The organism is Oculatella sp. LEGE 06141 (genome assembly GCF_015207605.1).
GTDB lineage: Bacteria > Cyanobacteriota > Cyanobacteriia > Elainellales > Elainellaceae > Oculatella.
Genome location: NZ_JADEWO010000066.1, coordinates 1 through 21629, shown reverse-complemented (window position 1 = coordinate 21629; position 21629 = coordinate 1). Strand labels below are relative to the sequence as shown.

Sequence of the window (21629 nt, the reverse complement as noted above, 5' to 3'; positions counted from 1 at the left end):
ATCAGAATGACACAACTACAGGCAACAGTACGAGAATTTGGTCAGGTGGGGGATAACCCCATTGGATTAGTTCAGGACATCACGATTCCTGTTTGCGAAGGCTTAAATCTAGTCTTTGCCAGTTTCCAGGCTCTTTACTTGCAATACCAAAAACACCACTTTGTGGTGGAAGGGGCTGAATTCTATTCGCTCCATGAGTTTTTTCAGGAAGGATATGAAGCCGTTAAAGACCACGGCCATGACCTGGCAGAACGCCTAAATGGCTTAGGTGGCGTACCTGCGGCTAGCTTTGGCAAACTGGCAGAACTCTGTTGCTTTACTTCAGAACTAGACGGGATATTTACCGCACGCCAAATGGTAGAACACGACCTGCAAGCAGAGCAGGCCATCATTGATTTGATTCGACGGCAAGCAGCACAGGCAGAAAGTATTGGCGATCGCGCCACTCGTTATCTCTATGACCAAATTTTGCTAAAAACAGAAGATCGAGCGTTTCATCTAACTCACTTTTTAGCAGAAGACAGTTTGACTCCCGCATTTGGTTCAATTACAGAACCTTAAGTGTGATTGGGATCAACGTTACGGCAGAGCCAGAACCTTACCAGTGTAAATGGAAGAAAATTATGTTCACCACCATCATCACCCTTAGCTTTTTTCTCACCTACACCCTGATCTATGAGTACGCGTTTAGCAGGATGTTCCAAAACATTGAGGAACCCTCAGAACCTCCTAACGTAGAGGCTGCTAACCGCATCGGATAATACCAACCAACGTAGCGATACGTCGATTATGCGTTTGAATGGCACTGACTCAAGCAAGATTGTACTGAACTAGCTCCCCCTTCTGGAGGTAGATTGGAGGATTGTTTCAGTGCCATTCCTATTCACGGTGTTGTACCTGAACGTCTGCATCAACCCTATGCATGATTAGGAAAAATTATGGATCACTCTACTACAACCCATCGTATTCAAATCAATGACACAACCCTCCGAGATGGTGAACAAGCGGCAGGCGTTGCCTTTACGCTACAAGAAAAGGTGGCGATCGCTAAATTTCTAGACGCGATCGGAGTACAAGAACTAGAAGTTGGTATTCCCGCAATGGGACACCAGGAAACAGAAGCCATTCGGGCAATCGTTGATTTGGGCTTAAATGCAGACTTAATTGGTTGGAATCGAGCCAATGTGTCTGATATCAAAGCGTCAGTGGCTTGTGGGCTAAAGCGGATTCATATTTCTGTTCCAGTCTCTAACATTCAGATTGCAGCCAAGTTTCATGGTCAATGGCGAGTCATGCTGAAGCGATTGCGAGAGGTGATTCATATTGCTCTCGATCATGGTTTGTCCGTTGCCGTGGGCGGTGAGGATTCTTCCAGAGCAGAGACCCTATTCTTACTCGATGTGGCCTCCTTTGCCCAGAGTCTAGGAGCCTTTCGGTTCCGTTTCTGTGATACCGTTGGCATCCTTGACCCCTTAACCACTTTTCATAAGGTGCAGCAATTGGTTCGGACACTTCATATTCCTGTAGAAATGCACACCCACAATGATCTGGGTCTGGCAACCGCTAACGCCCTAGCAGGACTTCAGGCCGGAGCATTATCCGTAAACACAACGGTGAATGGCCTGGGTGAACGCGCAGGCAATGCCGCATTAGAAGAGGTGGTAATGGCACTCAAACGGATTCACGATATTTCATTGGGAATTGACACGAAACGATTGTTGGAACTGTCGCGTCTCGTGGCAACAGCATCCAACTGTCCAGTTCCTCCCTGGAAAGCGGTCGTTGGTGCAAACGCCTTTGTGCATGAATCTGGGATTCATGCTCACGGAGTCTTGCAAAATCCGGTTACCTATCAACCCTTTGATCCGGCTGAGGTCGGTTGGGAACATCGCCTGGTAGTTGGCAAACATTCTGGTCGCCATTTAATACAGGAGGTATTGCAGCAATATGGAGTGACATTGAATTCAGATGAAACTGAGGAAGTGTTACAAGCTGTTCGCGATCGCTCTGTTCAAGTTAAACGCAGCCTCACGCCCGATGAACTCTTGAGTTTAGTTCCACCAGCAAGGGAGATCGCCCATGCAGCCCGATGAGTTAGAGCTAGATTTACCACCATCCTTTGAAATTGGACAAAAAGTACAAACGCGGAAACTAATTCGCAACGATGGTACCTTTCCAGGCCAGGAAATCGGTGCAACGTTAGCGAAGAAAGGGGAAATTGGTTATGTAATCAGCATTGGTACATTTTTGCAATCGTCCTACATCTACGCCGTTCATTTCTTGGGAACAGGGTTTATCGTTGGCTGCCGTCGTAAAGAATTAGAACCCGTTGATACCTGTCATTAACAATTCAGTTGAGATCAACTATGAAAGTGATGCTACGCCGCAATACATCTGGAACCTTACTTGTCTATGTTGCCAAAAAAGATTTGGAAGAAGAAGTGGTTTCCGAATCCGAAACGGATGCAGGTAGAGTGTTTACCCTGGCAAATGGTTGGGAGCTGGTCGCTCCTGGCTTAACCAATCCTCTCCAGTTACCGCAAACGATTGAAATGAAACGGCTAGCGTAGCCTTAAATATACGAAAAACGGCGTTGCTGAATCGTGGTATGAATTTGGCTCTGTCGCCCAATAGGGAATGTCTGAACCTTCAAAGTCCCCTAAACGTTTGGGTAGGGGGCAATCAGCATAACCGTTCAACGATTCATCTATCCAGCAACGCCCGAAAAACCTGCAGCAGTCCCGGCAGGCGCAAAAATCTCCACAGACATGTGGAGATGAACAGAGTATTCAAACCAGTTGCGATCGCGGTGATGCTTTCGGTTCAGCTATACTAGTCGTCTCACAGCGATCGCCCGTTAGGCTGGTTCACTGGTTTCACTATCACTAAACCGTCCAGTAGCTACTAAACCGCTAAGTATCGGTGTACCAGAGCATCATCCAGTTCCCGCGTATCACCTTGAGCTACAACCGAGCCTTTCTCCATCATGAAAAATCGTTGAGCAAGCTGTCTGGCAAAATCAATTTTTTGCTCAACCACCATGACTGTAATGCCTTTCTCGGTATTGATCCGCCTGAGCGTCGCCTCAATTTCCTGGACAATGGACGGTTGAATTCCCTCCGTTGGCTCATCCAGCAAAATCATTTGCGGATCGGACATTAAGCCTCGGGCGATCGCTAACTGTTGCTGTTGACCGCCGCTCAAAAGACCGCCCTGCCGCTTGAGATGCTGCCTTAGCATCGGGAAGAACTCAAATATTTCATCCAGCAGGCTGGCAGATTTCTTGTTTCGGTTGGCCGTGAGGCCGAGCTTGAGATTGTCTAAAACAGAGAGATAGGGAATAATTTCTCGTCCCTGAGGAATGTAGGCAATCCCATAACGGCTGCGCTTGTAGGTCGGAATTTTAGTGATATCGTCAGCATCAAAAACAATGCTGCCTTTGTTTACCTTGTTTAACCCAATAATGCTACGAAGCAGGGTTGTTTTACCAACTCCGTTGCGCCCCAGAATACAAACCATATCCCCTTTTTCAACATGGAGGTTGATATTCAGGAGGACAGGGGTTTGCCCATAACCAGCAGTGACATCAGTGAGTTCAAGCAGCGGCGACATCAATTTTTTCACGACCCAGATAAACCTCCACAACCTTAGAGTTATTTTGCACTTCAGTGACCGAGCCTTCTGCCAGCTTCTCGCCCTGATGCAGCACAATGATGCGTTGAGCAATTTGCTTCACAAAGTCCATATCATGCTCAATGACCACCACGGAGTGATCCTGCGAAATCGTCTTGATGATTTCTCCAGTCAGATGGGTTTCATCAGATGTCATTCCTGCTGTCGGCTCATCTAACAGAACAATAGATGGATCTTGAGCAATCACCATGCCAATCTCAACCCACTGTTTCTGACCATGAGAAAGAGAAGCAACCTTGACAAATGCTTTGTCTAATAGCCCAATGCGCTCTAAAACCCAGGCAATTTTGTCTTTCTTGGCTCTGGTTAATTTAGACGTAATCGAAGCAAGAATTCCGTGCGTTCCTTTTAGAGCCAGCAGAATGTTTTCAAAAACGGTCAATTCGTTGTAAACATTCGGGTTTTGAAACTTACGTCCAATTCCCAGGCGAGCCACTTCATGCGGACTCTTATTGGTAATGTCGTGGCCTTGATAATAAACATGTCCTGAAGCGACAGGCGATTTACCAACAATGGCATCCAGCAGGGTACTTTTACCGGCACCATTCGGGCCAATAATGGTGACCACTTCGCGATCGCCCACCTCCAAGGTAATGCCCTTGAGCGCCCGAAATCCTGAAAAAACGACCGTTAAATCCGTAACTGACAGAACTACATCCATTTTTTCTACCCTTGACGATCAGCGATAGCAGTGACCGAGAATACAAAATTGGGTCTTAGATTACCACTAGAAGCATGAAACAGACTGTGCCCAAATTGACCGATTTGTATTCACCAGAGGCATTTCTGGATTGGCAACTAACGTTTACGTCCTCTGCGGCTAAACCATCCTTGTAGTGTTCCAACCGCCCCTTGTAGCGGCGTTACCCAATCAAAAAATCGGGCTTGGATATACCCCGCAGACGGATTGGGCGTGGGCAACTGGAGCAACTTGTTTACACTAAACCGCTTTGGCACTAAGCCCATTAAACCCTGCGGCAAAAACAAGACGACGACGAGCAGCAGAACGCCAACAATCAGTTGCCAGTCTTGCGTGACTCTCTCGGCAGAGTTTTGTACCTGACCCAGCAATAGAGCCGCGACTAATGGCCCAACCAGCGTTCCTCGACCGCCAATGGCAACCCAAATTACCACCTGAGTCCCAAATGCCACCGCCAGATAAACCGGAGAAATAAACTTGTTGAGCGGAACAAATAAGCCTCCGGCGATGCCCGCGATCGCTGCCGACAGCGTCCAAATAAAGATCTTGAAGCTGGCAACGTCATATCCTAAATAGGAAATACGGCGCTCATTCTCATTAATGGAACGCAGGATTAACCCAAGATTAGACCGGGTTAACCACCAGCTCCCTACTAGTACCAGCGTCGTAAAAATCAGAATGACCCAATAGAGGTTGATGTCGGTAAAGTCGATTCCCAGCAGCGTCAGTGTGGCCACATCCGTAATTCCATTGGTGCCGCCAGTGTACGCCTGCTGACTAATAAATAGGGTGGTCAAAGCTGACGAAATGGCCAGCGTAATGATCGTGATGTAAACCCCGCTCACTTTAGAGCGAAAGATAAACCAGCCAATGATGTAGGCAAATGCAGCAGGCACTAACACCATCGCCAAGATGGCGATCGGAAAAAACTTAAGTGGAGCAATAAACCAGGGCAATTGCTCCAACCCATTCCACACCATGAAGTCGGGTAAATCGACCCCATAGGTGTTTCTAGCGGATGAAAGATTGAGCTTCAGATAATAAGCCATTGCGTAGCCGCCCAGGGTGAAGAACACACCGTGGGCAAAGCTCAAAATACCTGTAAAGCCCCACACCAGATCGAGACTAATGGCCAAAGCGCCAAACAGCAACAGCTTCGATATCAACGCCGTCTGAAACTGACCGACGAGAAATGGCAGAATAAAAAAGATGAGGAATATAATTCCAGCGGTTGTTAATAACTTCACTGGAACTGTAGAGCGCTGAACTCCATCTAGAACCTGCGTCATCAGTCTGGCTCCACTAATATCAACTCACGTTTGGTTAGACAGTTGCGATCGACCTGAACCTTTAACTAGGCTCGCTTCTGAACGGTGAACAATCCTTCTGGACGATAGCGAATCAACACAATCACGGCGGCTAACACAATGACTCTGGCAACCGGATCGTTCAAGATGTAGGCGATCGCCGAACCCGATTCGCCAATTAAAAAGGCTCCAGCCAGAACACCAATCAATTTATCAACTCCACCCGTTACTACCACCATCCAGGCATCAACCAGATAGTCCTGACCCATTGGAGGCGAAACGCTCTTGAGGGACGAAATTACCGCTCCTGCAATCCCTGCCAACCCACAGCCGTAGGCAAACGTGAGCAAATCAATCAGGCTGGTATTTACGCCCAAACACTTTGCCATTTCTCGATTTTGAGCCACGGCTCTCACCTGGCGACCCAGCGGAGTTTGGTAGAGCAAATAGAGAGTAACTCCCAGCATCAAAAGGGCGATCGCAATGATAAAGAGCCGATAATATGAAATAGCAACTAGCTGCGTTCCATCTGCCCCGGTGATCAGCGATAAATTTCCAGTGATATACGGTGGAGACTTTACGTACTTTAGCTGAGCCGAGAAGATAAGCTTAACGACTCCCTGGATTACAATACTCAAACCCCACGTTGCCAGCAGCGTCTCCAGGGGGCGACCATACAGCCTGCGAATGACCGTTAGCTCAGTCACCGCCCCAATTAGAGCCGTTCCCAAAAAGGCAAACGGAATCGTCAGCAGCAAATCCATTTGAAACATGGATTGCATCAGGAAGGTGACATAGGCACCAAGCATGATGAACTCGCCATGAGCCAGATTAATAATCCGCATCACGCCAAACGTGATAGCTAAGCCCAGGCCAGTTAACAGCAACACCCCTACAATTCCAATACCGTTAACCAATTGGTTGGCAAAGGAATAAATGTTGATTCCCCCTGCTGTGTCTGTCGCTGCTGCTTCTTGAGCCAGATAAAAGGTATGAACCTGTATTGCACTAAAATCCAGCATTCTCAGTAAATCCCAGCTAATCTATGACATCAATTAACCAAAGCTCTGCCTTGCATCTAAGTGAGACAGGCAGAGCTTTGAAGTTGAAGAACCAGGCGCTTCTTAGCTCTTTTAGCTCTCTAGATATTCAACCTGTAGGTCAGTGCCCGTTTCCTGGGTTGGGTCAGAGCGATCGTCCGGAGCGGGGTGAACACAGAGCCGCCCTTTGTAAAGAGCCTGACTCCAGGGAATAGGCTTCACCGCAGAAGGGGTTGCAAACACAATTTCTGCCTGACCATCGGAGTTCCACCTGCCAATCCGAGAGTAGAGATAGGTGTGGTAGTTGTCGGGATCAATTTTGACCTTGCCCTGGGGAGCATTAAACTCCTGACCACGAGTGGCTTCTCGCAAACTTGCTGTATTGATCTCGCCGCCCTCTTCCATGATCTTCTCCATCGCTTGCGCCATAAAGAAGGTTTGCAGGTAAGCGGCCTCCATCACTCCATTGGTGACCCGGTTGTTGCCAAACTTGGCTTTGAACTGCTCCACAAATGCTTTGTTCTCTGGTGTATCCACCGATTGGAAGTAGTTAAAGCTGCTGTAATGCCCCTCGGCATATTCAGCCCCCATTGCCTGAATCTCTTCCTCTGTCGTGGGATACGCCATGATCGGAATCTGATCTGGAGTGATTCCAGCATCCTTAAACTGTCTGTAAAAAGCCGGAATACTATCACCCACCAGGTTGCTCAGCACAAAATCGGGTTGTGCCTGCTTGATTTTGTTAATGATGGTGATGAACTCGGTCGTTCCTAGAGCGGCATATTCGTCTCCGACCACTTGCCCACCCTGGTTAACCAGTTCTGCCTTGGCAATCCGGTTACTCTCTTTGGGATAAATATAGTCGGAACCGATGAAGAACCCTTTAGGCCCAAAGTTTTCGTAGCAGTAGGGAATAGAGTCTGTGATTTGCTGGTTGGGTGCTGCTCCTGTGTAGAAGACATTAGAGCTACACTCATTCCCCTCGTAGTAAACCGGGTAATACAGGATGGAGTCTTTTTCTTCAAAGACAGGCAATACCGACTTGCGGCTGGCTGATGTATAGCATCCCAGGACGCAAGTTACCTGGTCTTCATCAATCAGACGCTTGGACATCTGGTTGTACAAATCCCAGTTGGAGTCGGGGTTTACGACGACCGTTTCAATTTGCTTACCCATGATGCCCTGCTTGCCTTGCCAGGGGCCTGTTCCTTGGTTGATCTGCTCAATTGCCAGGAACGTAGCATCTTGTAGCGACTTTTCAACGATCGCAATGGTGCCCGTCGTCGAATACATCACTCCTACTTTGATGCCATCCCCTGAAGCCGCTGCTCCAGTTCCTCCGGCAGCGGAGCCAGTGGTCGTAGGACCACCACGGGTACAGGCGGTCATCACACCTGCCCCAACCGCTAACGAACCGTACTTAATAAACTTACGACGACCTAGTCTACCGAACCGAACCAGAGGATCACGCGACTCAACCATTGAGTTCTCCTTACAATCTCAGCTAAAAAATTGATAAACATGCGAAGTGTTGTGCTGCAACTTCGCGACTGTGATCATTCAAAACGACCCAACGACCTGGAATTTACTAGCAGCAGCCAGGTTCAGCCATTGATAAAGTCACTTGAGAGTCCAACAACACCAGACAAAACAGGCTTTCTGCCAGCATGGCAATGGAAACTTACCGTTAACGACACGAAATTCTTTATTGGGATTGAATCTCTCGTTCTTTGTTGTCCTATCTGAAGTGAAACCCGTCGATTTATTTCAGTGAAATGTTAAAACTATCCTTAGCTTGTAAATGTGTTTTATGCTACATTTTTGCTACTTTGGCTGAGGCATTCGTCTTTGGATGGATGACATCTACTCAGAATTCACCTTAGATTCTGGTGAATTTTGGCAGGCACCGTCTGTACAAACTGATCCTGTTGCGTCCATCCAAATAATGCGTGAATCTCTGCTGTGGGTTGGGATCAGGCTGGGATCAGGTTGGGATTGGATTAAAACGGGTGGTTCTACATCTGGCCGCTGGAATGGCTGCAATGGGCACGATGCAGGATTAAAGACTACTCAATGATTCGTAATAACCGTTGCTCAATTACTCAACGATTTGTAATAGGCCCATTCAAGGGAGCGATCGCGTTGACCTCAGTCATACTTTATTAGAGTAACTTTACTAGAGTAATAGAGGCTTGTATTACTGACACGATTTGCGATCGCCCCCTGCTTGGAATTTGGAATGACGTTACATCCAGCATCCCTCCGGCTGACCTCCTGCCATGCCCCTCCCTGCCACTCCAAAGATCATTAAAGACAGGCGTGACTACAACACGTGGGTTGCAAGCGAAACGCTAGAAGATTACGCCTTGCGGTTTGCGCCTAAATCCTTTCGTAAGTGGTCGGAGATTCTGGTTGCCAATACGGCCAGTGGAGGGCTTTCGTTTTTAGCATTAGAGGCGATCGGCGGTTCGCTGGCCATCAGCTATGGGTTTGCCAATTCCTTTTGGGCGATTGTCGTGGTTGGGGTGATTATCTTTTTAACGGGATTGCCGATCGCCTACTATGCCGCCAAATACAGCGTTGACATTGATTTGCTGACGCGAGGCGCAGGGTTTGGCTACATTGGCTCCACGATTACTTCCCTGATTTATGCCTCATTCACATTCATTTTCTTTGCTCTAGAAGCGGCGGTGATGGCGCAAGCGTTGGAGCTGTATTTTAACCTGCCGCTGCCAATTGGCTATGTGGTTTGTGCGCTGGTCATCATTCCTCTGGTGTTCTTTGGCGTAACGCTCATTAACCAGCTCCAGTTGTGGAGCCAGCCTGTCTGGTTTACGCTGATGCTGCTGCCCTATATTTGTATTCTGTATAAAGAGCCAGATGCCCTTTCACATTGGGTGCATTTTACTGGGGAAGCGGGCAATGCCAGCTTTGATCCGCTGCTGTTTGGAGCCGCTGCCACCGTTTCATTTTCATTGATTGCCCAAATTGGAGAACAGGTAGACTACCTGCGGTTTTTGCCCGATCAACAAGCCACCAGCAAGCGTAAATGGTGGTTGGCAGTAGTGCTGGCAGGGCCAGGGTGGGTACTCATTGGCTGTGCTAAACAGTTGGGTGGTGCCTTTTTAGCATCGTTGGCGATCGCACATGGGGTCAGCTTTGTTAAAGCCAACGAACCGACTCAGATGTATTTGATTGGGTTTGAGTATGTGTTCTCAAATCCGGATGTAGTGCTGGCTGTGACCATCTTTTTTGTGATTCTGTCTCAAATTAAGATCAATGTTACTAATGCCTATGCGGGGTCGCTGGCCTGGTCTAATTTCTTTTCGCGACTGACCCATAGCCATCCGGGGCGCGTCGTTTGGCTGGTGTTTAATGTGGCGATCGCCCTCCTGTTAATGGAGTTGGGCGTATTCTCGACGCTAGAGGCTGTATTGGGGCTGTATTCTAATGTGGCGATCGCCTGGGTTGGAGCGTTGGTGGCGGATCTGGTGGTAAACAAGCCGCTGGGGTTGAGTCCGCCTTACATTGAGTTCAAGCGGGCGCATCTGTACGACTTTAACCCGGTGGGTCTGGGTTCAATGTCGGTTGCCTCGCTGGTGGCAATGGCTGCGTTTATGGGAGTGTTTGGTGTTGGTGCTAAAGCCTTTGCCTCGTTTATTGCCCTGGGGTTAGCATTTGTGCTGGCTCCGGCGATCGCCTTTTTAACCAAAGGAAAATACTACATTGCCCGTGCAGATATTTATGCTAAAAGCGTTCATCCGCTCCACTGCTGCATTTGCGAGCAGGAGTATGAGCCGCAGGATATGGCGTTTTGTCCCATTTATGGGGATGCAATTTGCTCGCTCTGTTGCAGTCTCGATGCCTGCTGCCACGATGCCTGTAAAGCGATCGCGCCCGATGGCCAAGGCGAGGCGATAACAGCGGCTCACACGGCCAAAAAATGGGGGGTGTTTCGGTCGAAACTATCGCCTCAATTAGGCGCAAGGTTGCTGAAATACCTGGTGCTGTTTGTGCCTCTGTCTGGGTTAGTTGGAATCAGTCTGGGGCTTGTTTACTACCAGCAGGTGATTACGGTTCCTCAACTTCCCGCCGTGATGGCGCAACAGTTGGCCGCAATCTTGGTAGAGGTCTATGCTATTTTCCTGGTGCTAATTGGCATTGGAGCCTGGTGGCTGGTGCTAACTCAAGAAAGCCGCCAATTGGCGCAGGAAGAACTGGACGAGCGCAACCTTCAGCTTCAGCAGGAGGTACAGGAACGAAATTTGGCGGAAGCGCAACTGCAAGAGAAAGCGCAACAGCTTGAGCAAACGCTGCACAATTTGCAACAGGCAGAAGTTCAACTGATTCAGACCGAAAAAATGGCGGCGTTGGGTGGGTTAGTGGCCGGGATCGCCCATGAAGTTAACACCCCGATTGGGATTGGGGTCACGGCGGCTTCGTTGTTGATGGAGAAAACGATCGCCTTTGCTGAACGGTTCAAAAGCGGTGCGATGAAACGGTCGGATCTGGAAAAGTTTTTGGATTTAGCCCAACAGAGCAGCCGGATGACGCTTTCTAATTTGGAGCGAGCCGCCGAACTCATCCAGAGTTTTAAGCAGGTCGCGGTCGATCAATCCAGTGAATCAAAGCGGGTCTTTAACCTCAGTAATTATCTGGAAGAAATTTTGTTGCAGCTTAGCCCCAAACTTAAAGCCACACACCATCAAGTTGAGGTGCGGGGCGATCGCCATCTTACGCTTACGAGCTACCCCGGTGCTTTCTCCCAAATCGTCACCAATTTGATTATGAACTCCCTGCTTCACGCCTATGAACCGGGCACCGCCGGACGTATTACCTTGAGCTTTGAACAAACAGCAGAACAGGTAATTTTTGAGTATGCAGATGACGGTAGCGGCATCGCCCCAGCCCACTTGAACAAAATCTTTGAACCCTTTTTCACTACAAAACGGGGGCAGGGCGGCAGTGGTTTAGGGTTGCATATCGTCTACAATTTGGTGACTCGAAAGCTGAAGGGTACGATTCAGTGTGAAAGCCAACTGGGAATGGGAACGAAGTTTGTCATCAAACTGTTAACCATCGAAGTGTAAATAACACCATTCATTGAACCCAACTGAAACTAAGGAGCGTCCATGCCAGAAAACACGCCAGCCTCATTTTCTACTGCTCAGAGTGATGAATGCATTTTTGCTCAGGAGGATGATGCGGTGTTCTTTGCCGAAGAAACAGAACTGAGCCAGGGTGGCAACTGGAAGATTTTAATTGTGGATGATGATGTTGAAGTCCACGAAGTAACGAAATTGGCGCTAAGTGACTTTGCGTTTGAAGAGAAATCGCTCATGTTTATCAGTGCTTTCTCTGCCCAGGAAGCCAAGCAGTTGATTCAGGCTCACCCTGATACTGCGATCGTGTTCCTGGATGTGGTGATGGAAACAGACGATGCCGGATTACAGGTGATCCCCTATATTCGGGAGGAGCTAGAAAACCCGATTGTCCGTATCATTCTGCGAACGGGGCAGCCAGGGCAGGCACCTGAAGACGTGGTTGCGGTAAATTATGAAATTGATGACTACAAAACCAAAACAGAGCTAACGTCCCAAAAGCTGTTTATCACCGTTCTCACTGCATTAAGGGCGTTCTCCACGTTGGCTCGGGCGTTAGAAATCAGTCAGGTGCTAGAGCAAGAGCTGGCTCAGTACAGACAGGTTGGTTTGCCCGAACGCAACCCGCAGGGCAATCTACAGGACGAAAACGATTGGATGGGGCGATCGCTGTCTGCATCGGCCTCCACTCTCTCCAGGCAGCATGAAAACATAGAAGCGCTGGGTCAAGCCGTCACAGATATGACTCATGATGTCGTAAATGCTCCGAACCAGTCAGGGGCAGTGCATACGATGTCCATCATCGCTCGAATTGCCAGAATGGTGCTGCGGATTACGGATGAACATTCGGCAACGTTAGGAATTTCGCAAAGCAAGTTGGCCGTGTTGCTCTACTTGAGTACTGAGCCGGAGCGCTGTGCCAGTCCGTCATCTTTGGCGAAACAGTGTGGCGTTTCACGCGCTGCCATGACCGGACTGCTAGACGGACTGGAGCAAGACGGTTATGTAGAACGTGATGATCATCCATCCGATCGGCGGGCACTGATGGTGAAATTAACTCCAAAGGGGCAACAGTTTCTAGAGTGGATCGCCCCCCAGAATCAGTATCAAATGTCTGAATTAATGAACTCTCTGGATGAAGCGGAACGCCAGAATCTAATGAATCTGGTTATTAGAGCCATTAAACTCCTCGATGAAACCGTTCTGGCAGAGTAGGCCGATGGCGCATACCTATTTTTGGGTTATGTATCCCTCGTAACGGATTTGGGAACAGTTCGCTGCGTTTTTGGAACACAGTCTTCACATTGGCGCGATCGCATCAATCAGTTGGTGATCCTGCATTCATGCCCCGCAGAAGCGGCAAATCTACGTAAAACTGAAATAGTTAAGAACTTAACTATTTAGTGTAAAACTAGATACAAATAAGACTTATCCTAGTCTTTATGATTCATACATACCGTTGAACGCTCTCCTAGGAGCATTCATTGAATCGATCGCAGACCAGCAAACCCAACGCAGTGATGGAGATGGTTTGGTTACGCAGAGGCAATTGACGTTTAGATTTCTTTTCGGGATGGTGAATTAGCGCCATCATTCAATGAAGCGCTATTGGCGTTTTGAAAGTTCCACGATTGTCTTGAAAATGGTGATCTTCCTGGCTTGATGTTTATCTGAGTCAGGCAGAAACGTACTTTTAAGCGCAAACGGCTTCATTGATCTGGGGTTCTAGATCTGATTTGCTCGGCAAGTCTGGATCAACGCTGTATGGTTGGTTTAGAGCGATCGCAAGCTGGAACTTTAAGAGGAACAATGTCACTGAAACTTAGTTTTTAATCCTCTGCAACTCTTTCGTCACTGGTTGCTAAACGCTTTAAACGCAAAACTCACTGGAGGTTTCAATGTCTTATCACGGCGATATTTCATCAAGCGAAGATGCAGTTGGAGTTGCAGTTGTTAACTACAAAATGCCGCGCTTACACACGAAAGCAGAAGTCATTGAGAACTGCAAAAACATTGCTTCAATGATCGATGGCATGAAGGTGGGGTTGCCTGGAATGGATCTGGTGATCTTTCCTGAATATTCCACCCACGGCATTATGTACGATGCCAAAGAAATGATGGAAACGGCGGCAAGCATTCCTGGAGAAGAAACGCAGATCTTTTCAGAGGCTTGTATTCGCAACAAGGTTTGGGGCGTGTTCTCCTTGACCGGAGAGAAGCACGAAGATCATCCCAATAAAGTGCCATACAATACTCTGATCTTGATGAACGATCAGGGTGAGATTGTACAAAAGTATCGCAAAATCATGCCCTGGACACCGATCGAAGGGTGGTATCCCGGCAACTGTACGTATGTTTCAGATGGGCCAAAGGGATTAAAGATCAGCCTGATTATTTGCGATGACGGCAACTATCCTGAAATCTGGCGAGATTGCGCCATGAGAGGAGCAGAGTTGATCGTTCGTTGCCAGGGGTATATGTATCCTGCGAAGGATCAACAGATCATGGTATCTAAAGCAATGGCGTGGATGAATAACGTCTATGTTGCCGTTGCCAATGCTGCCGGATTTGATGGCGTGTACAGCTACTTCGGTCATTCCGCTGTTGTTGGCTTTGATGGTCGCACTTTGGGCGAGTGTGGCGAAGAAGAGATGGGAATTCAGTACGCGGCTCTGTCAAAATTTGCCATTCGCGACTTCCGCAAAAATTCGCAGTCTCAGAATCACCTGTTTAAGCTGCTGCATCGCGGTTACACGGGAATGCTTAATTCGGGTGATGGGTCGGAAGGGATGGCGGAATGTCCCTATCAGTTCTATCGCGAGTGGGTACTTGATCCGAAGAAAGCGAAGGAAAAAGCAGAAGCAATTACTCGTCCAACGGTTGGTACCGCAGAATGCCCGATCGAGGGTCTGCCTACACAGAAAGTGACGACTCCAGAAAAGTCTGAACCAGCCTCAATTCCAGTTACCGTTAAAGGCTAAATTCGAGACTAGATTGTTTCATGCTTAGGATTGTGGACTAAATCTTCGACCTAGGTTGGGTTTCATTACTCAACCCAACCTACAACAGTCAATGTTATTTAATCTGCCATCCTTCAGGAAACGAAGGAATGAAACAATCTAGCCCTTACAACCCAAGATTTGAATTGTCCCAGCGAATGCGTTCCACCTCTGAACTGGGATAGTTCTTGCATTGAATGTTCATCTGATCAAGAGCATCGGTTGAAGCGATCGTAGCAAAGCTATTCACCAGTGGCAAAACATTAACGAGTAGGGGGAACTCATTATGGATCAACAGGAAGCGCTGCGAATTAAGAAGCGATTGGAGGCATTGAAGCGGGGCGGGGTGCATCGAATCAAGGATAACAATCCGATGCCATCGGCGGTACATGTGGTTGGTGTGGGTCAGGCAGGAGCCAACTTCATTGCTCAAATGATTCGACAGGCTCCAGATGATTTTTTGGCAGACAGCCGCAAGCGGTTTACGGCACTCGCTGTAGACATTGGCAACCAGGATCTGTTGCAGGTAGAAGAGCTAGCCAAAACCCTGCCCAGCGATCGCGCCCAAATTAGAACTATGGCTCTAGAGGTTCCCAGTCGTGATGAATTATTTAGTTCACTGCGACGCTATCGTGAGTATCTCAAACTGGAGTATCCCCGCTACTACTGGAACCCCAATTATGAACCCTGGCTGCCCGACACCATTGAGATTCCCCAAGCAGGAAACCCCTTTCCACGGGCGATCGCCAAAGCCATCTATGGTAAAGCCTACTATGAAGGCGAGAGAGTTTTAGATCAAGAATTAGAGCTATTTGCCAGGAGTGTCGATGCGGCCACCTGTCAATCGATTGTGTGTGTGGTGTTTGCGTTAGGAGACGGTACTGGAAGCGGCATTGTGGTAGATTTAGCCCGCCATCTCTCTAATGTAAAATTTGGACGCAGAGCGCTGGTGTTGGGGGTTGGAATTGCGCCTTGTGAGGGTGATCCCTTGTACGAACGAGATGGTAGTTTATTCCCCACCATCAATGAATTGGACTGCATGTTGGATCAAGAGAAAAACCAGGGTGTGGTTCAGGTTTGGGGCGATTTGTATCGCAACCCATTTACGGCAGGCTTCCTGATGGTGCCCCAAAAACCAATCTGGCAAGAAACGCAGGATCTGGCCATCACGAAGCAGAGGGTGAATAGTGAACTGGCCTCCTTTTTTACCCGCAATCAAGGGCTGGATGTCTACGAAACGATGAGACTACTGAACTGGGTCGGTGCTCCACCGTCGCAGCATATGGCGGCACGCAGTCAGTATGGCGATCGCTGGGCACACATGTTTGGCTTTACCAGCTTTGAGTCTGCTGTGGATGACTTGCCCAGTCAGCTTGGCATTATGGCAGGTACCTTTAACCCCGACTTCTTTGAAATTCGCGTGTCGGCTCCCAAGAGTTCGGATCTGGATGCGAAGCTATCGGACCTGGTAAGCAAAATGAATGCTTCCTTCTCGCCCATTCTGGAACCAGAGGTGGTTCAATTTCCCAGCACTACCGACGAAACGCACGTGCAGTTCGTCGTTCCAGGTGCCCGCAAAACAAACCTCGACATGTTTTATGATGCCCGTCTGATGTACGACGAGCAGACCTGGGATGAGAAGCTGCTTCAACATTCCTGGTTGTTGGAATTAGGCGTGATGCTGTCGGAGCCAGCTATTCGGTTTGAAGGGATGGCGGGCGAGTGTTTGTGGGGGTGTGCCTGTTGGGTTGTGGTTCCCTACAGTGCCATTCGTGGAGAAGATTTGCAGGGTTTAAGAGAAAAGCTTGAGGAAGTCGTCAAAACGTAAGGGAGCGGGAGAATATGCCACTGGATTGGTCTCTGGTGAACCAGAAATATGGCAATGGTGCCGAAGTTCCGACCGTAGCCGGTAACAAGATCCTTCAAATTACAGGAGTAGACGACGAAAAAATTTACATTAAGTCTCCGCTGTGGAAAGCCAGTTTGAGCCGTTCCAATATTGAAAAGGGTGTGGCGCTGATTGAGGAAGGTGTGATCGATCGCCAGCCCGGCCAATTTGTTGAAGACTACAAAATCTATGTTGCGGATGAACGAGCCACTTCGGTTGCTCACATTCTCAAAGACTTAGGATTTCTGACCGAAGATCGAGGCTACTACCCAACCTGTTAAGCCCAAATTGATGTCCTAGATTGGCTGTTGATGGTTTGCAAGGTCTATACAGACGGCTTGAGCCAGATCAACAGTGGGCTTGAAGTACGCATTTTTGCAATTTACATACAGAGGTTGATCGATGTCAAAATCCATGTATCACAGTGCTTCTGGGTCACAGTCACCTCACTGCATTCATTTTGTTGGGATTGGCAAGACGGGTGCGAATATGCTGGACTCGATGTTGCGCCAGGGCGATCTCGAAGATCAGCTTGAAGATCCGCGTGCCCGGTTTACGGCCTTGCTCGTCGATATTGGCGAGCAGGACATGTTTCAGGCGAAGGATTATGCTGAAGGTTTTCTCAAGCGTCTGGAAGAGCGGGGCATTCCCTCCGATCGCGCCCAAATTCGGTTCGCGCCGCTAGAGGTGCCTACCCGTGATGAGTTGTTTACCTCGCTGCGCCGCTATCGTGAGTTTTTGAAGCTGGAGTATCCTCGCTATTACTGGAACCCCAACTACGAACCCTGGCTACCCGACAATGTTGAAATTCCGAAGGCAGGCGAATACTTTCCACGGGCACTTTCTAAAGCGATCTACGGCAAGGCTTACTACGATGGCGATCGCCCCTTAGAGAAAGAGCTAGATGATTTTGCCAAGAGTATCGATAAAACCAAGCTGCCCTCAATGGTGTTGTGCTGCTTTGCGATCGGCGATGGTACGGGGAGCGGCATCGTGGTTGACCTGGCGCGTCACCTGTCTAACGTTAAACTGGGACGGCGCATTCCGGTGATTGGGGTAGGCGAGCTGCCCTGTAGTGGTGATCCAGAAACCTACAGAGATGGTAGTCTCTTCCCCACGCTCAACGAAATCGACTGTATGCTTGATGACGACAAAAACGCGGGTGTTACGACCGTTTGGGGCGATCTCTACCGCAACCCGTTTACGGGTGGTTTCTTTGCACTAGCCACAGAGAACTCCTACCAGCGGCTGTCGAAGTACACGGGGACGGGGGTACCCAGCGAGCGCGATCGGATGCGCTTGCAAGTCACCCACAAGTTTGTAGCCGATGCGTTCATGCGGATTGCGCTGGATGACTACGGTCGCACCATCTTCAAGGCACTCAGGCTGGTTGGCCAAACCACTGCCCCCCACGAAGCGATTAGCACCAAGGCTCGCAACTGGACGTTATATGACATTGCCAAGTTTACGCACCCGGCGGTGCAGGTGTTACCCGGTGAACCGCTGAGCAAGTGGCGCAGTGTCATTAGTGAGTGGATTGGTCACATCCCAGACTATGCAGGGCTAAAGGAAGGCTTCAAGACCGACTACGCCGAGTGTATTGTCCATGCCCCTCGCGAGATGTGGAATGAAAAGCTAGATGACAAGTTCAAAGAAGTGATGTCAACGTTCCTGGTCGAGTCTGAGGATTCTGCGATGAACGTGACTCATCGCGAGTTCTTCGATCACCTGACCGCCTTTGCTGACATCATGCTGCCAGGGGTTGCCAAAACCGACTTCATCACTTTCTTCGAGAGCCGTGACCTGTACGATACCCTCAGTTGGGATCAAAAGCTGCTGCACCACTCCTGGTTGATGGATCTGGGTGTGATGATGTCTGAACCGGCCATTCGGTTTGAGGGAATGGCGGGTGAGTGTCTCTGGGGTTGTGCGTGTTGGATTGTCGTTCCCTACGATCAGCTTCGCGGGGATGCTGTCATTCCGACCTCACGACGAGACATCCTGGAGCAAGGAATTGCAGCAATGACTAAAACCGTTGTGTCAATTCCGGCTGATGCTCAGGCGGTGAAATCGATCTAGTGAAGCGACAAGATCTCCAACGTCCTGCAAACGTTGGAGATCTGTTCCAGTTTGAATAGGAGTCACAACGATGGTCATGCAACAGGGTCGCCAGGGAAACGTCCAGCAGCGCGTTCCGGTTACAGTGGTTACCGGATTTTTGGGTTCAGGAAAAACAACACTAATTAACCACATTTTAGAGGGACAGCATGGTCAAAAAGTGGCTGTGATTGTCAATGAATTTGGCGAGATTGGCATTGACGGTCAATTGATGGTGTCCGATAACGAGGAACAGTTAGTAGAGTTCAACAATGGCTGCCTGTGCTGTACTGTGCGAGGGGATCTGGTTCGTACTCTGGAAGATTTGATGCAGCGGGCGGAACTGGATGCTGTGTTGATCGAAACGACAGGACTGGCCGATCCGGCTCCGGTTGCCTCCACGTTTATTGTGGCCGACGAAATTAAGGCAAAGTTTAACCTTGATGCGTTTGTTACGGTGGTAGATGCTCCTAACTTGCAGCGGAATCTTGCCGATAGCCACGAAGCGCAAGAGCAGGTTGCGTTTGCTGACATTATTTTGATCAACAAAACCGATCTGGTTTCACCGGAAGCGATCGCCCAAATCGAGCAGCACATCCGCACGCTCAACCCGATCGCTAAAATTTATCACACTAAATTTAGCGTGGTGGATCTGCCGTTGATTTTAGGAACGGGTGCGTTTGATCTGGAAGCCAAGCTAGAAGTCGATCCGATGTTTTTGGAGGATCTGGAGCATGAGCATGATGCGGCGATCGGCTCTTTTGCCCTTACCGAAACCAAACCCATTGATATGAACAAATTTATGCTGTGGATGAACGCCCTGGCGCAAGAAAAGGGAGAAGACCTCTATCGTACCAAAGGGTTGTTTTATGCCCAAGGTTTTGCAGAGCGGGTGCTGTTTCAGAGTGTGCGAATGCTCACCTCGATGCGTCGAGATAGACTGTGGAAACCCGATGAAGAAAAGATCAGCCAGCTAGTGGTCATTGGGCGCGACCTCAACCGAGATGAGTTTGTTGAAGGGTTTGAAAAGTGCATCATGGCAGGAAAGTAATCCATTTCAATCCATCAGCCTCAGTGGAGAGAGGTTTATGCAACAAGCGAATCAGCTTTTGGATCAGGCTAAGGTCTTGAGAAATGGCATAGACCAATGCCGTCAGGGCAATCACAAAGGGGCGATCGAGAGTTTTAATCAGGCACTACACCTCGATCCAGATGATGCGGAGGCGCATGGTCACCGATGTGTTGCTCACTACAGGCTAGGAGATCTGCCAGGGGCGATCGCGGATTGTCAACGTGCGGCAACCCTTTATCTCAATCAGGGAAAATTAAAAGAACACCAATATTCCTTAAATATGCTTCAAAGGCTTCGAGGGTAGAAGCCAACTGCTATTGTTACCATCGATTGTTGTTTAAGCATGTGTCGTTTATGGGTTGAAATATCCTTACCCTTTTCCCAATCAGGTATGCTGAGTCAACGACTCGGTTCTGACGGAGTACCGTCAGAGGAAACAGGGAAAGTGTAGTGTGATTCTACCGCTGTCCCGCAACTGTGAACGAAGGTCGGAGTTCTGAGTTTTAAGTCTTGAGTTGAAGTGGATTAGCTCAACCTTTAAAGTTCAAAATTCAAACCTCACTCAAGCCAGAATGCCTGCCGATCGTAACGCTACATCGTCTTATCTGCGAGGTACAGTATGAAGACACGACATCGAAACTGGGTCAGTCTGGTGCTAATGGCTGGCTTGAGTGGCTATATTGTGTTGGGTTCCGCAACACCAGCTCAGGCGATGCACATTGCAGAAGGGTTTTTGCCGGTGCAGTGGGCTATTTTTTGGTGGATGGTTTCGCTACCGTTTTTTTGGCTGGGGTTACGATCGCTCACGCGCATTACAAAGCAAAATCCTGAGTTAAAGCTGCTGCTGGCTCTGGCAGGAGCGTTTACGTTTGTGTTATCGGCGCTGAAGATTCCTTCTGTGACGGGCAGTTGTTCTCATCCGACTGGAACTGGCCTGGGGGCAATTTTGTTTGGGCCTGCGGTGATGTCGGTTTTGGGTGGGTTGGTGCTGCTGTTTCAAGCGGTGTTGCTGGCGCATGGTGGGTTGACGACGCTGGGAGCAAACCTGTTTTCGATGGCGATCGTTGGTCCGTTTGTGGCTTTCGGCATTTATCGTTTGGTGTTGCGAACGGGACAGCAATCGGTTGCTATTTTTGTGGCCGCTGCTCTGGCCGATTTACTGACCTATGTCACGACTTCTGTTCAGTTAGCTCTGGCGTTCCCGGCGGCTAGCGGTGGCGTGATGGGAGCATTTATTAAATTTGCAGGTATCTTTGCTGTGACTCAGGTACCGCTGGCGATCGCAGAAGGGTTGTTGACGGTGCTGGTTTGGAACTGGCTGCAATCTTACGGTCGTGAGGAACTGGAAACCCTGAAGCTGCTGAAACAGGAGAATTAAGTGATGCAAAAGAGGTCATTGGCTACGCAAAATTGGCTGCTGGCGATCGCGGTTCTGGCGATTGCCGTTTTTCCGCTCGTTTTTGTTCGGGGTGAATATGCAGGTGCGGATGGTGAGGCGGAGGAAGCGATTGGGGAACTGGCTCCTAATTATGAACCGTGGTTTAACCACTTTTTTGAGCCGCCGAGTGGAGAAGTAGAAAGTTTGTTGTTTTCCTCTCAAGCTGCGCTAGGAGCTGGGGTGATTGGGTATGTGATTGGGCTGTATCGCGGGCGGACGAAACGGTTCGAGAAGCGGGAATGATTCGTTAGTGGGACGGTGGTTGTGAGGCAAACAGCCTTGGGGGCTTTGCC

The 21629-nt window shown here is 49.0% G+C and carries 20 protein-coding genes and 1 riboswitch; of the genes, 15 read left to right on the top strand and 5 right to left on the bottom strand.

Annotation, left to right across the window (positions count from 1 at the left end):
* The first annotated feature begins 6 nt into the window (after positions 1 to 6).
* The 5 genes from IQ268_RS27470 to nifT all read left to right on the top strand — a co-directional run bounded on the left by IQ268_RS27470 (position 7) and on the right by nifT (position 2570).
* On the top strand, positions 7 to 561 hold the full coding sequence (locus IQ268_RS27470; RefSeq protein WP_193885848.1) for a Dps family protein: 555 nt from the start codon (positions 7 to 9) through the stop codon (positions 559 to 561).
* Between the two features lie 62 nt (positions 562 to 623).
* On the top strand, positions 624 to 761 hold the full coding sequence (locus tag IQ268_RS32490; protein ID WP_228035781.1) for a hypothetical protein: 138 nt from the start codon (positions 624 to 626) through the stop codon (positions 759 to 761).
* Positions 762 to 938: 177 nt separating this feature from the next.
* Complete coding sequence (nifV, locus tag IQ268_RS27465) at positions 939 to 2093, top strand: homocitrate synthase (RefSeq protein ID WP_193885846.1); 1155 nt, start codon at positions 939 to 941, stop codon at positions 2091 to 2093.
* Positions 2080 to 2346 carry a nitrogen fixation protein NifZ gene (locus IQ268_RS27460; RefSeq protein ID WP_193885844.1) on the top strand — a complete coding sequence of 89 codons (267 nt, stop codon included), beginning with the start codon at positions 2080 to 2082 and terminating at the stop codon, positions 2344 to 2346. Before nifV ends, IQ268_RS27460 begins: the two co-directional genes overlap by 14 nt.
* A gap of 20 nt (positions 2347 to 2366) precedes the next feature.
* Positions 2367 to 2570: a putative nitrogen fixation protein NifT gene (nifT, locus tag IQ268_RS27455; protein WP_193885842.1), complete on the top strand. Its 204-nt coding sequence runs from the start codon at positions 2367 to 2369 to the stop codon at positions 2568 to 2570.
* 334 nt (positions 2571 to 2904) lie between these two features.
* Here the strand turns inward: nifT and urtE are convergent, their stop codons facing one another.
* The 5 genes from urtE to IQ268_RS27430 form a co-directional block, all read right to left on the bottom strand.
* The gene (gene urtE / locus IQ268_RS27450) at positions 2905 to 3612 is read right to left on the bottom strand and encodes an urea ABC transporter ATP-binding subunit UrtE (protein WP_193885865.1); all 708 of its coding nucleotides are present in this window, start codon (positions 3610 to 3612) and stop codon (positions 2905 to 2907) included.
* Entirely contained in the window at positions 3596 to 4354 is a 759-nt protein-coding gene (urtD, locus tag IQ268_RS27445; protein WP_193885840.1) for an urea ABC transporter ATP-binding protein UrtD, read from the bottom strand. The genes urtE and urtD overlap by 17 nt, the downstream gene beginning before the upstream one ends.
* A gap of 137 nt (positions 4355 to 4491) precedes the next feature.
* On the bottom strand, positions 4492 to 5682 hold the full coding sequence (gene urtC, locus IQ268_RS27440; protein WP_193885838.1) for an urea ABC transporter permease subunit UrtC: 1191 nt from the start codon (positions 5680 to 5682) through the stop codon (positions 4492 to 4494).
* A gap of 65 nt (positions 5683 to 5747) precedes the next feature.
* Positions 5748 to 6722: an urea ABC transporter permease subunit UrtB gene (gene urtB / locus IQ268_RS27435; RefSeq protein ID WP_193885836.1), complete on the bottom strand. Its 975-nt coding sequence runs from the start codon at positions 6720 to 6722 to the stop codon at positions 5748 to 5750.
* A 111-nt stretch (positions 6723 to 6833) separates the two neighbouring features.
* The gene (locus IQ268_RS27430; RefSeq protein WP_193885834.1) at positions 6834 to 8222 is read right to left on the bottom strand and encodes an ABC transporter substrate-binding protein; all 1389 of its coding nucleotides are present in this window, start codon (positions 8220 to 8222) and stop codon (positions 6834 to 6836) included.
* A 797-nt stretch (positions 8223 to 9019) separates the two neighbouring features.
* Here IQ268_RS27430 and IQ268_RS27425 point away from each other — a divergent pair.
* The 10 genes from IQ268_RS27425 to IQ268_RS27380 all read left to right on the top strand — a co-directional run bounded on the left by IQ268_RS27425 (position 9020) and on the right by IQ268_RS27380 (position 21579).
* Entirely contained in the window at positions 9020 to 11830 is a 2811-nt protein-coding gene (locus IQ268_RS27425) for an ATP-binding protein (RefSeq protein WP_193885833.1), read from the top strand.
* Positions 11831 to 11872: 42 nt separating this feature from the next.
* Positions 11873 to 13057, top strand: a complete 1185-nt coding sequence (locus IQ268_RS27420; RefSeq protein ID WP_193885832.1) for a MarR family transcriptional regulator — start codon at positions 11873 to 11875, stop codon at positions 13055 to 13057.
* Positions 13058 to 13740: 683 nt separating this feature from the next.
* On the top strand, positions 13741 to 14823 hold the full coding sequence (locus IQ268_RS27415) for an aliphatic amidase (protein ID WP_193885831.1): 1083 nt from the start codon (positions 13741 to 13743) through the stop codon (positions 14821 to 14823).
* Between the two features lie 304 nt (positions 14824 to 15127).
* Complete coding sequence (locus IQ268_RS27410) at positions 15128 to 16669, top strand: hypothetical protein (protein WP_193885830.1); 1542 nt, start codon at positions 15128 to 15130, stop codon at positions 16667 to 16669.
* 14 nt (positions 16670 to 16683) lie between these two features.
* Complete coding sequence (locus IQ268_RS27405; RefSeq protein ID WP_193885829.1) at positions 16684 to 17010, top strand: hypothetical protein; 327 nt, start codon at positions 16684 to 16686, stop codon at positions 17008 to 17010.
* Positions 17011 to 17131: 121 nt separating this feature from the next.
* On the top strand, positions 17132 to 18808 hold the full coding sequence (locus IQ268_RS27400; protein WP_193885828.1) for a hypothetical protein: 1677 nt from the start codon (positions 17132 to 17134) through the stop codon (positions 18806 to 18808).
* A gap of 70 nt (positions 18809 to 18878) precedes the next feature.
* A complete protein-coding gene (locus IQ268_RS27395; RefSeq protein ID WP_228035780.1) occupies positions 18879 to 19877 on the top strand; it encodes a GTP-binding protein in 999 nt (332 codons plus the stop codon).
* 37 nt (positions 19878 to 19914) lie between these two features.
* A complete protein-coding gene (locus tag IQ268_RS27390) occupies positions 19915 to 20202 on the top strand; it encodes a tetratricopeptide repeat protein (protein ID WP_193885827.1) in 288 nt (95 codons plus the stop codon).
* An 87-nt stretch (positions 20203 to 20289) separates the two neighbouring features.
* A riboswitch (cobalamin riboswitch) is annotated at positions 20290 to 20497 on the top strand.
* Between the two features lie 20 nt (positions 20498 to 20517).
* A complete protein-coding gene (locus IQ268_RS27385) occupies positions 20518 to 21276 on the top strand; it encodes an energy-coupling factor ABC transporter permease (RefSeq protein WP_193885825.1) in 759 nt (252 codons plus the stop codon).
* Between the two features lie 3 nt (positions 21277 to 21279).
* Positions 21280 to 21579, top strand: coding sequence for an energy-coupling factor ABC transporter substrate-binding protein (locus IQ268_RS27380; RefSeq protein WP_193885823.1), 300 nt, complete (start codon positions 21280 to 21282; stop codon positions 21577 to 21579).
* Positions 21580 to 21629: the final 50 nt, after the last annotated feature.

Coding starts and splice junctions, on each gene's coding strand:
- IQ268_RS27415 (WP_193885831.1), top strand. CDS start 13,741: ATGTCTTATCACGGCGATATTTCATCAAGCGAAGATGCAGTTGGAGTT.
- IQ268_RS27380 (WP_193885823.1), top strand. CDS start 21,280: ATGCAAAAGAGGTCATTGGCTACGCAAAATTGGCTGCTGGCGATCGCG.
- IQ268_RS27430 (WP_193885834.1), bottom strand. CDS start 8,222: ATGGTTGAGTCGCGTGATCCTCTGGTTCGGTTCGGTAGACTAGGTCGT.
- urtC (WP_193885838.1), bottom strand. CDS start 5,682: ATGACGCAGGTTCTAGATGGAGTTCAGCGCTCTACAGTTCCAGTGAAG.
- urtE (WP_193885865.1), bottom strand. CDS start 3,612: ATGTCGCCGCTGCTTGAACTCACTGATGTCACTGCTGGTTATGGGCAA.
- nifV (WP_193885846.1), top strand. CDS start 939: ATGGATCACTCTACTACAACCCATCGTATTCAAATCAATGACACAACC.
- IQ268_RS27395 (WP_228035780.1), top strand. CDS start 18,879: ATGGTCATGCAACAGGGTCGCCAGGGAAACGTCCAGCAGCGCGTTCCG.
- IQ268_RS27460 (WP_193885844.1), top strand. CDS start 2,080: ATGCAGCCCGATGAGTTAGAGCTAGATTTACCACCATCCTTTGAAATT.
- IQ268_RS32490 (WP_228035781.1), top strand. CDS start 624: ATGTTCACCACCATCATCACCCTTAGCTTTTTTCTCACCTACACCCTG.
- urtB (WP_193885836.1), bottom strand. CDS start 6,722: ATGCTGGATTTTAGTGCAATACAGGTTCATACCTTTTATCTGGCTCAA.
- IQ268_RS27390 (WP_193885827.1), top strand. CDS start 19,915: ATGCAACAAGCGAATCAGCTTTTGGATCAGGCTAAGGTCTTGAGAAAT.
- urtD (WP_193885840.1), bottom strand. CDS start 4,354: ATGGATGTAGTTCTGTCAGTTACGGATTTAACGGTCGTTTTTTCAGGA.
- IQ268_RS27470 (WP_193885848.1), top strand. CDS start 7: ATGACACAACTACAGGCAACAGTACGAGAATTTGGTCAGGTGGGGGAT.
- IQ268_RS27410 (WP_193885830.1), top strand. CDS start 15,128: ATGGATCAACAGGAAGCGCTGCGAATTAAGAAGCGATTGGAGGCATTG.
- IQ268_RS27400 (WP_193885828.1), top strand. CDS start 17,132: ATGTCAAAATCCATGTATCACAGTGCTTCTGGGTCACAGTCACCTCAC.
- IQ268_RS27425 (WP_193885833.1), top strand. CDS start 9,020: ATGCCCCTCCCTGCCACTCCAAAGATCATTAAAGACAGGCGTGACTAC.
- IQ268_RS27405 (WP_193885829.1), top strand. CDS start 16,684: ATGCCACTGGATTGGTCTCTGGTGAACCAGAAATATGGCAATGGTGCC.
- nifT (WP_193885842.1), top strand. CDS start 2,367: ATGAAAGTGATGCTACGCCGCAATACATCTGGAACCTTACTTGTCTAT.
- IQ268_RS27420 (WP_193885832.1), top strand. CDS start 11,873: ATGCCAGAAAACACGCCAGCCTCATTTTCTACTGCTCAGAGTGATGAA.
- IQ268_RS27385 (WP_193885825.1), top strand. CDS start 20,518: ATGAAGACACGACATCGAAACTGGGTCAGTCTGGTGCTAATGGCTGGC.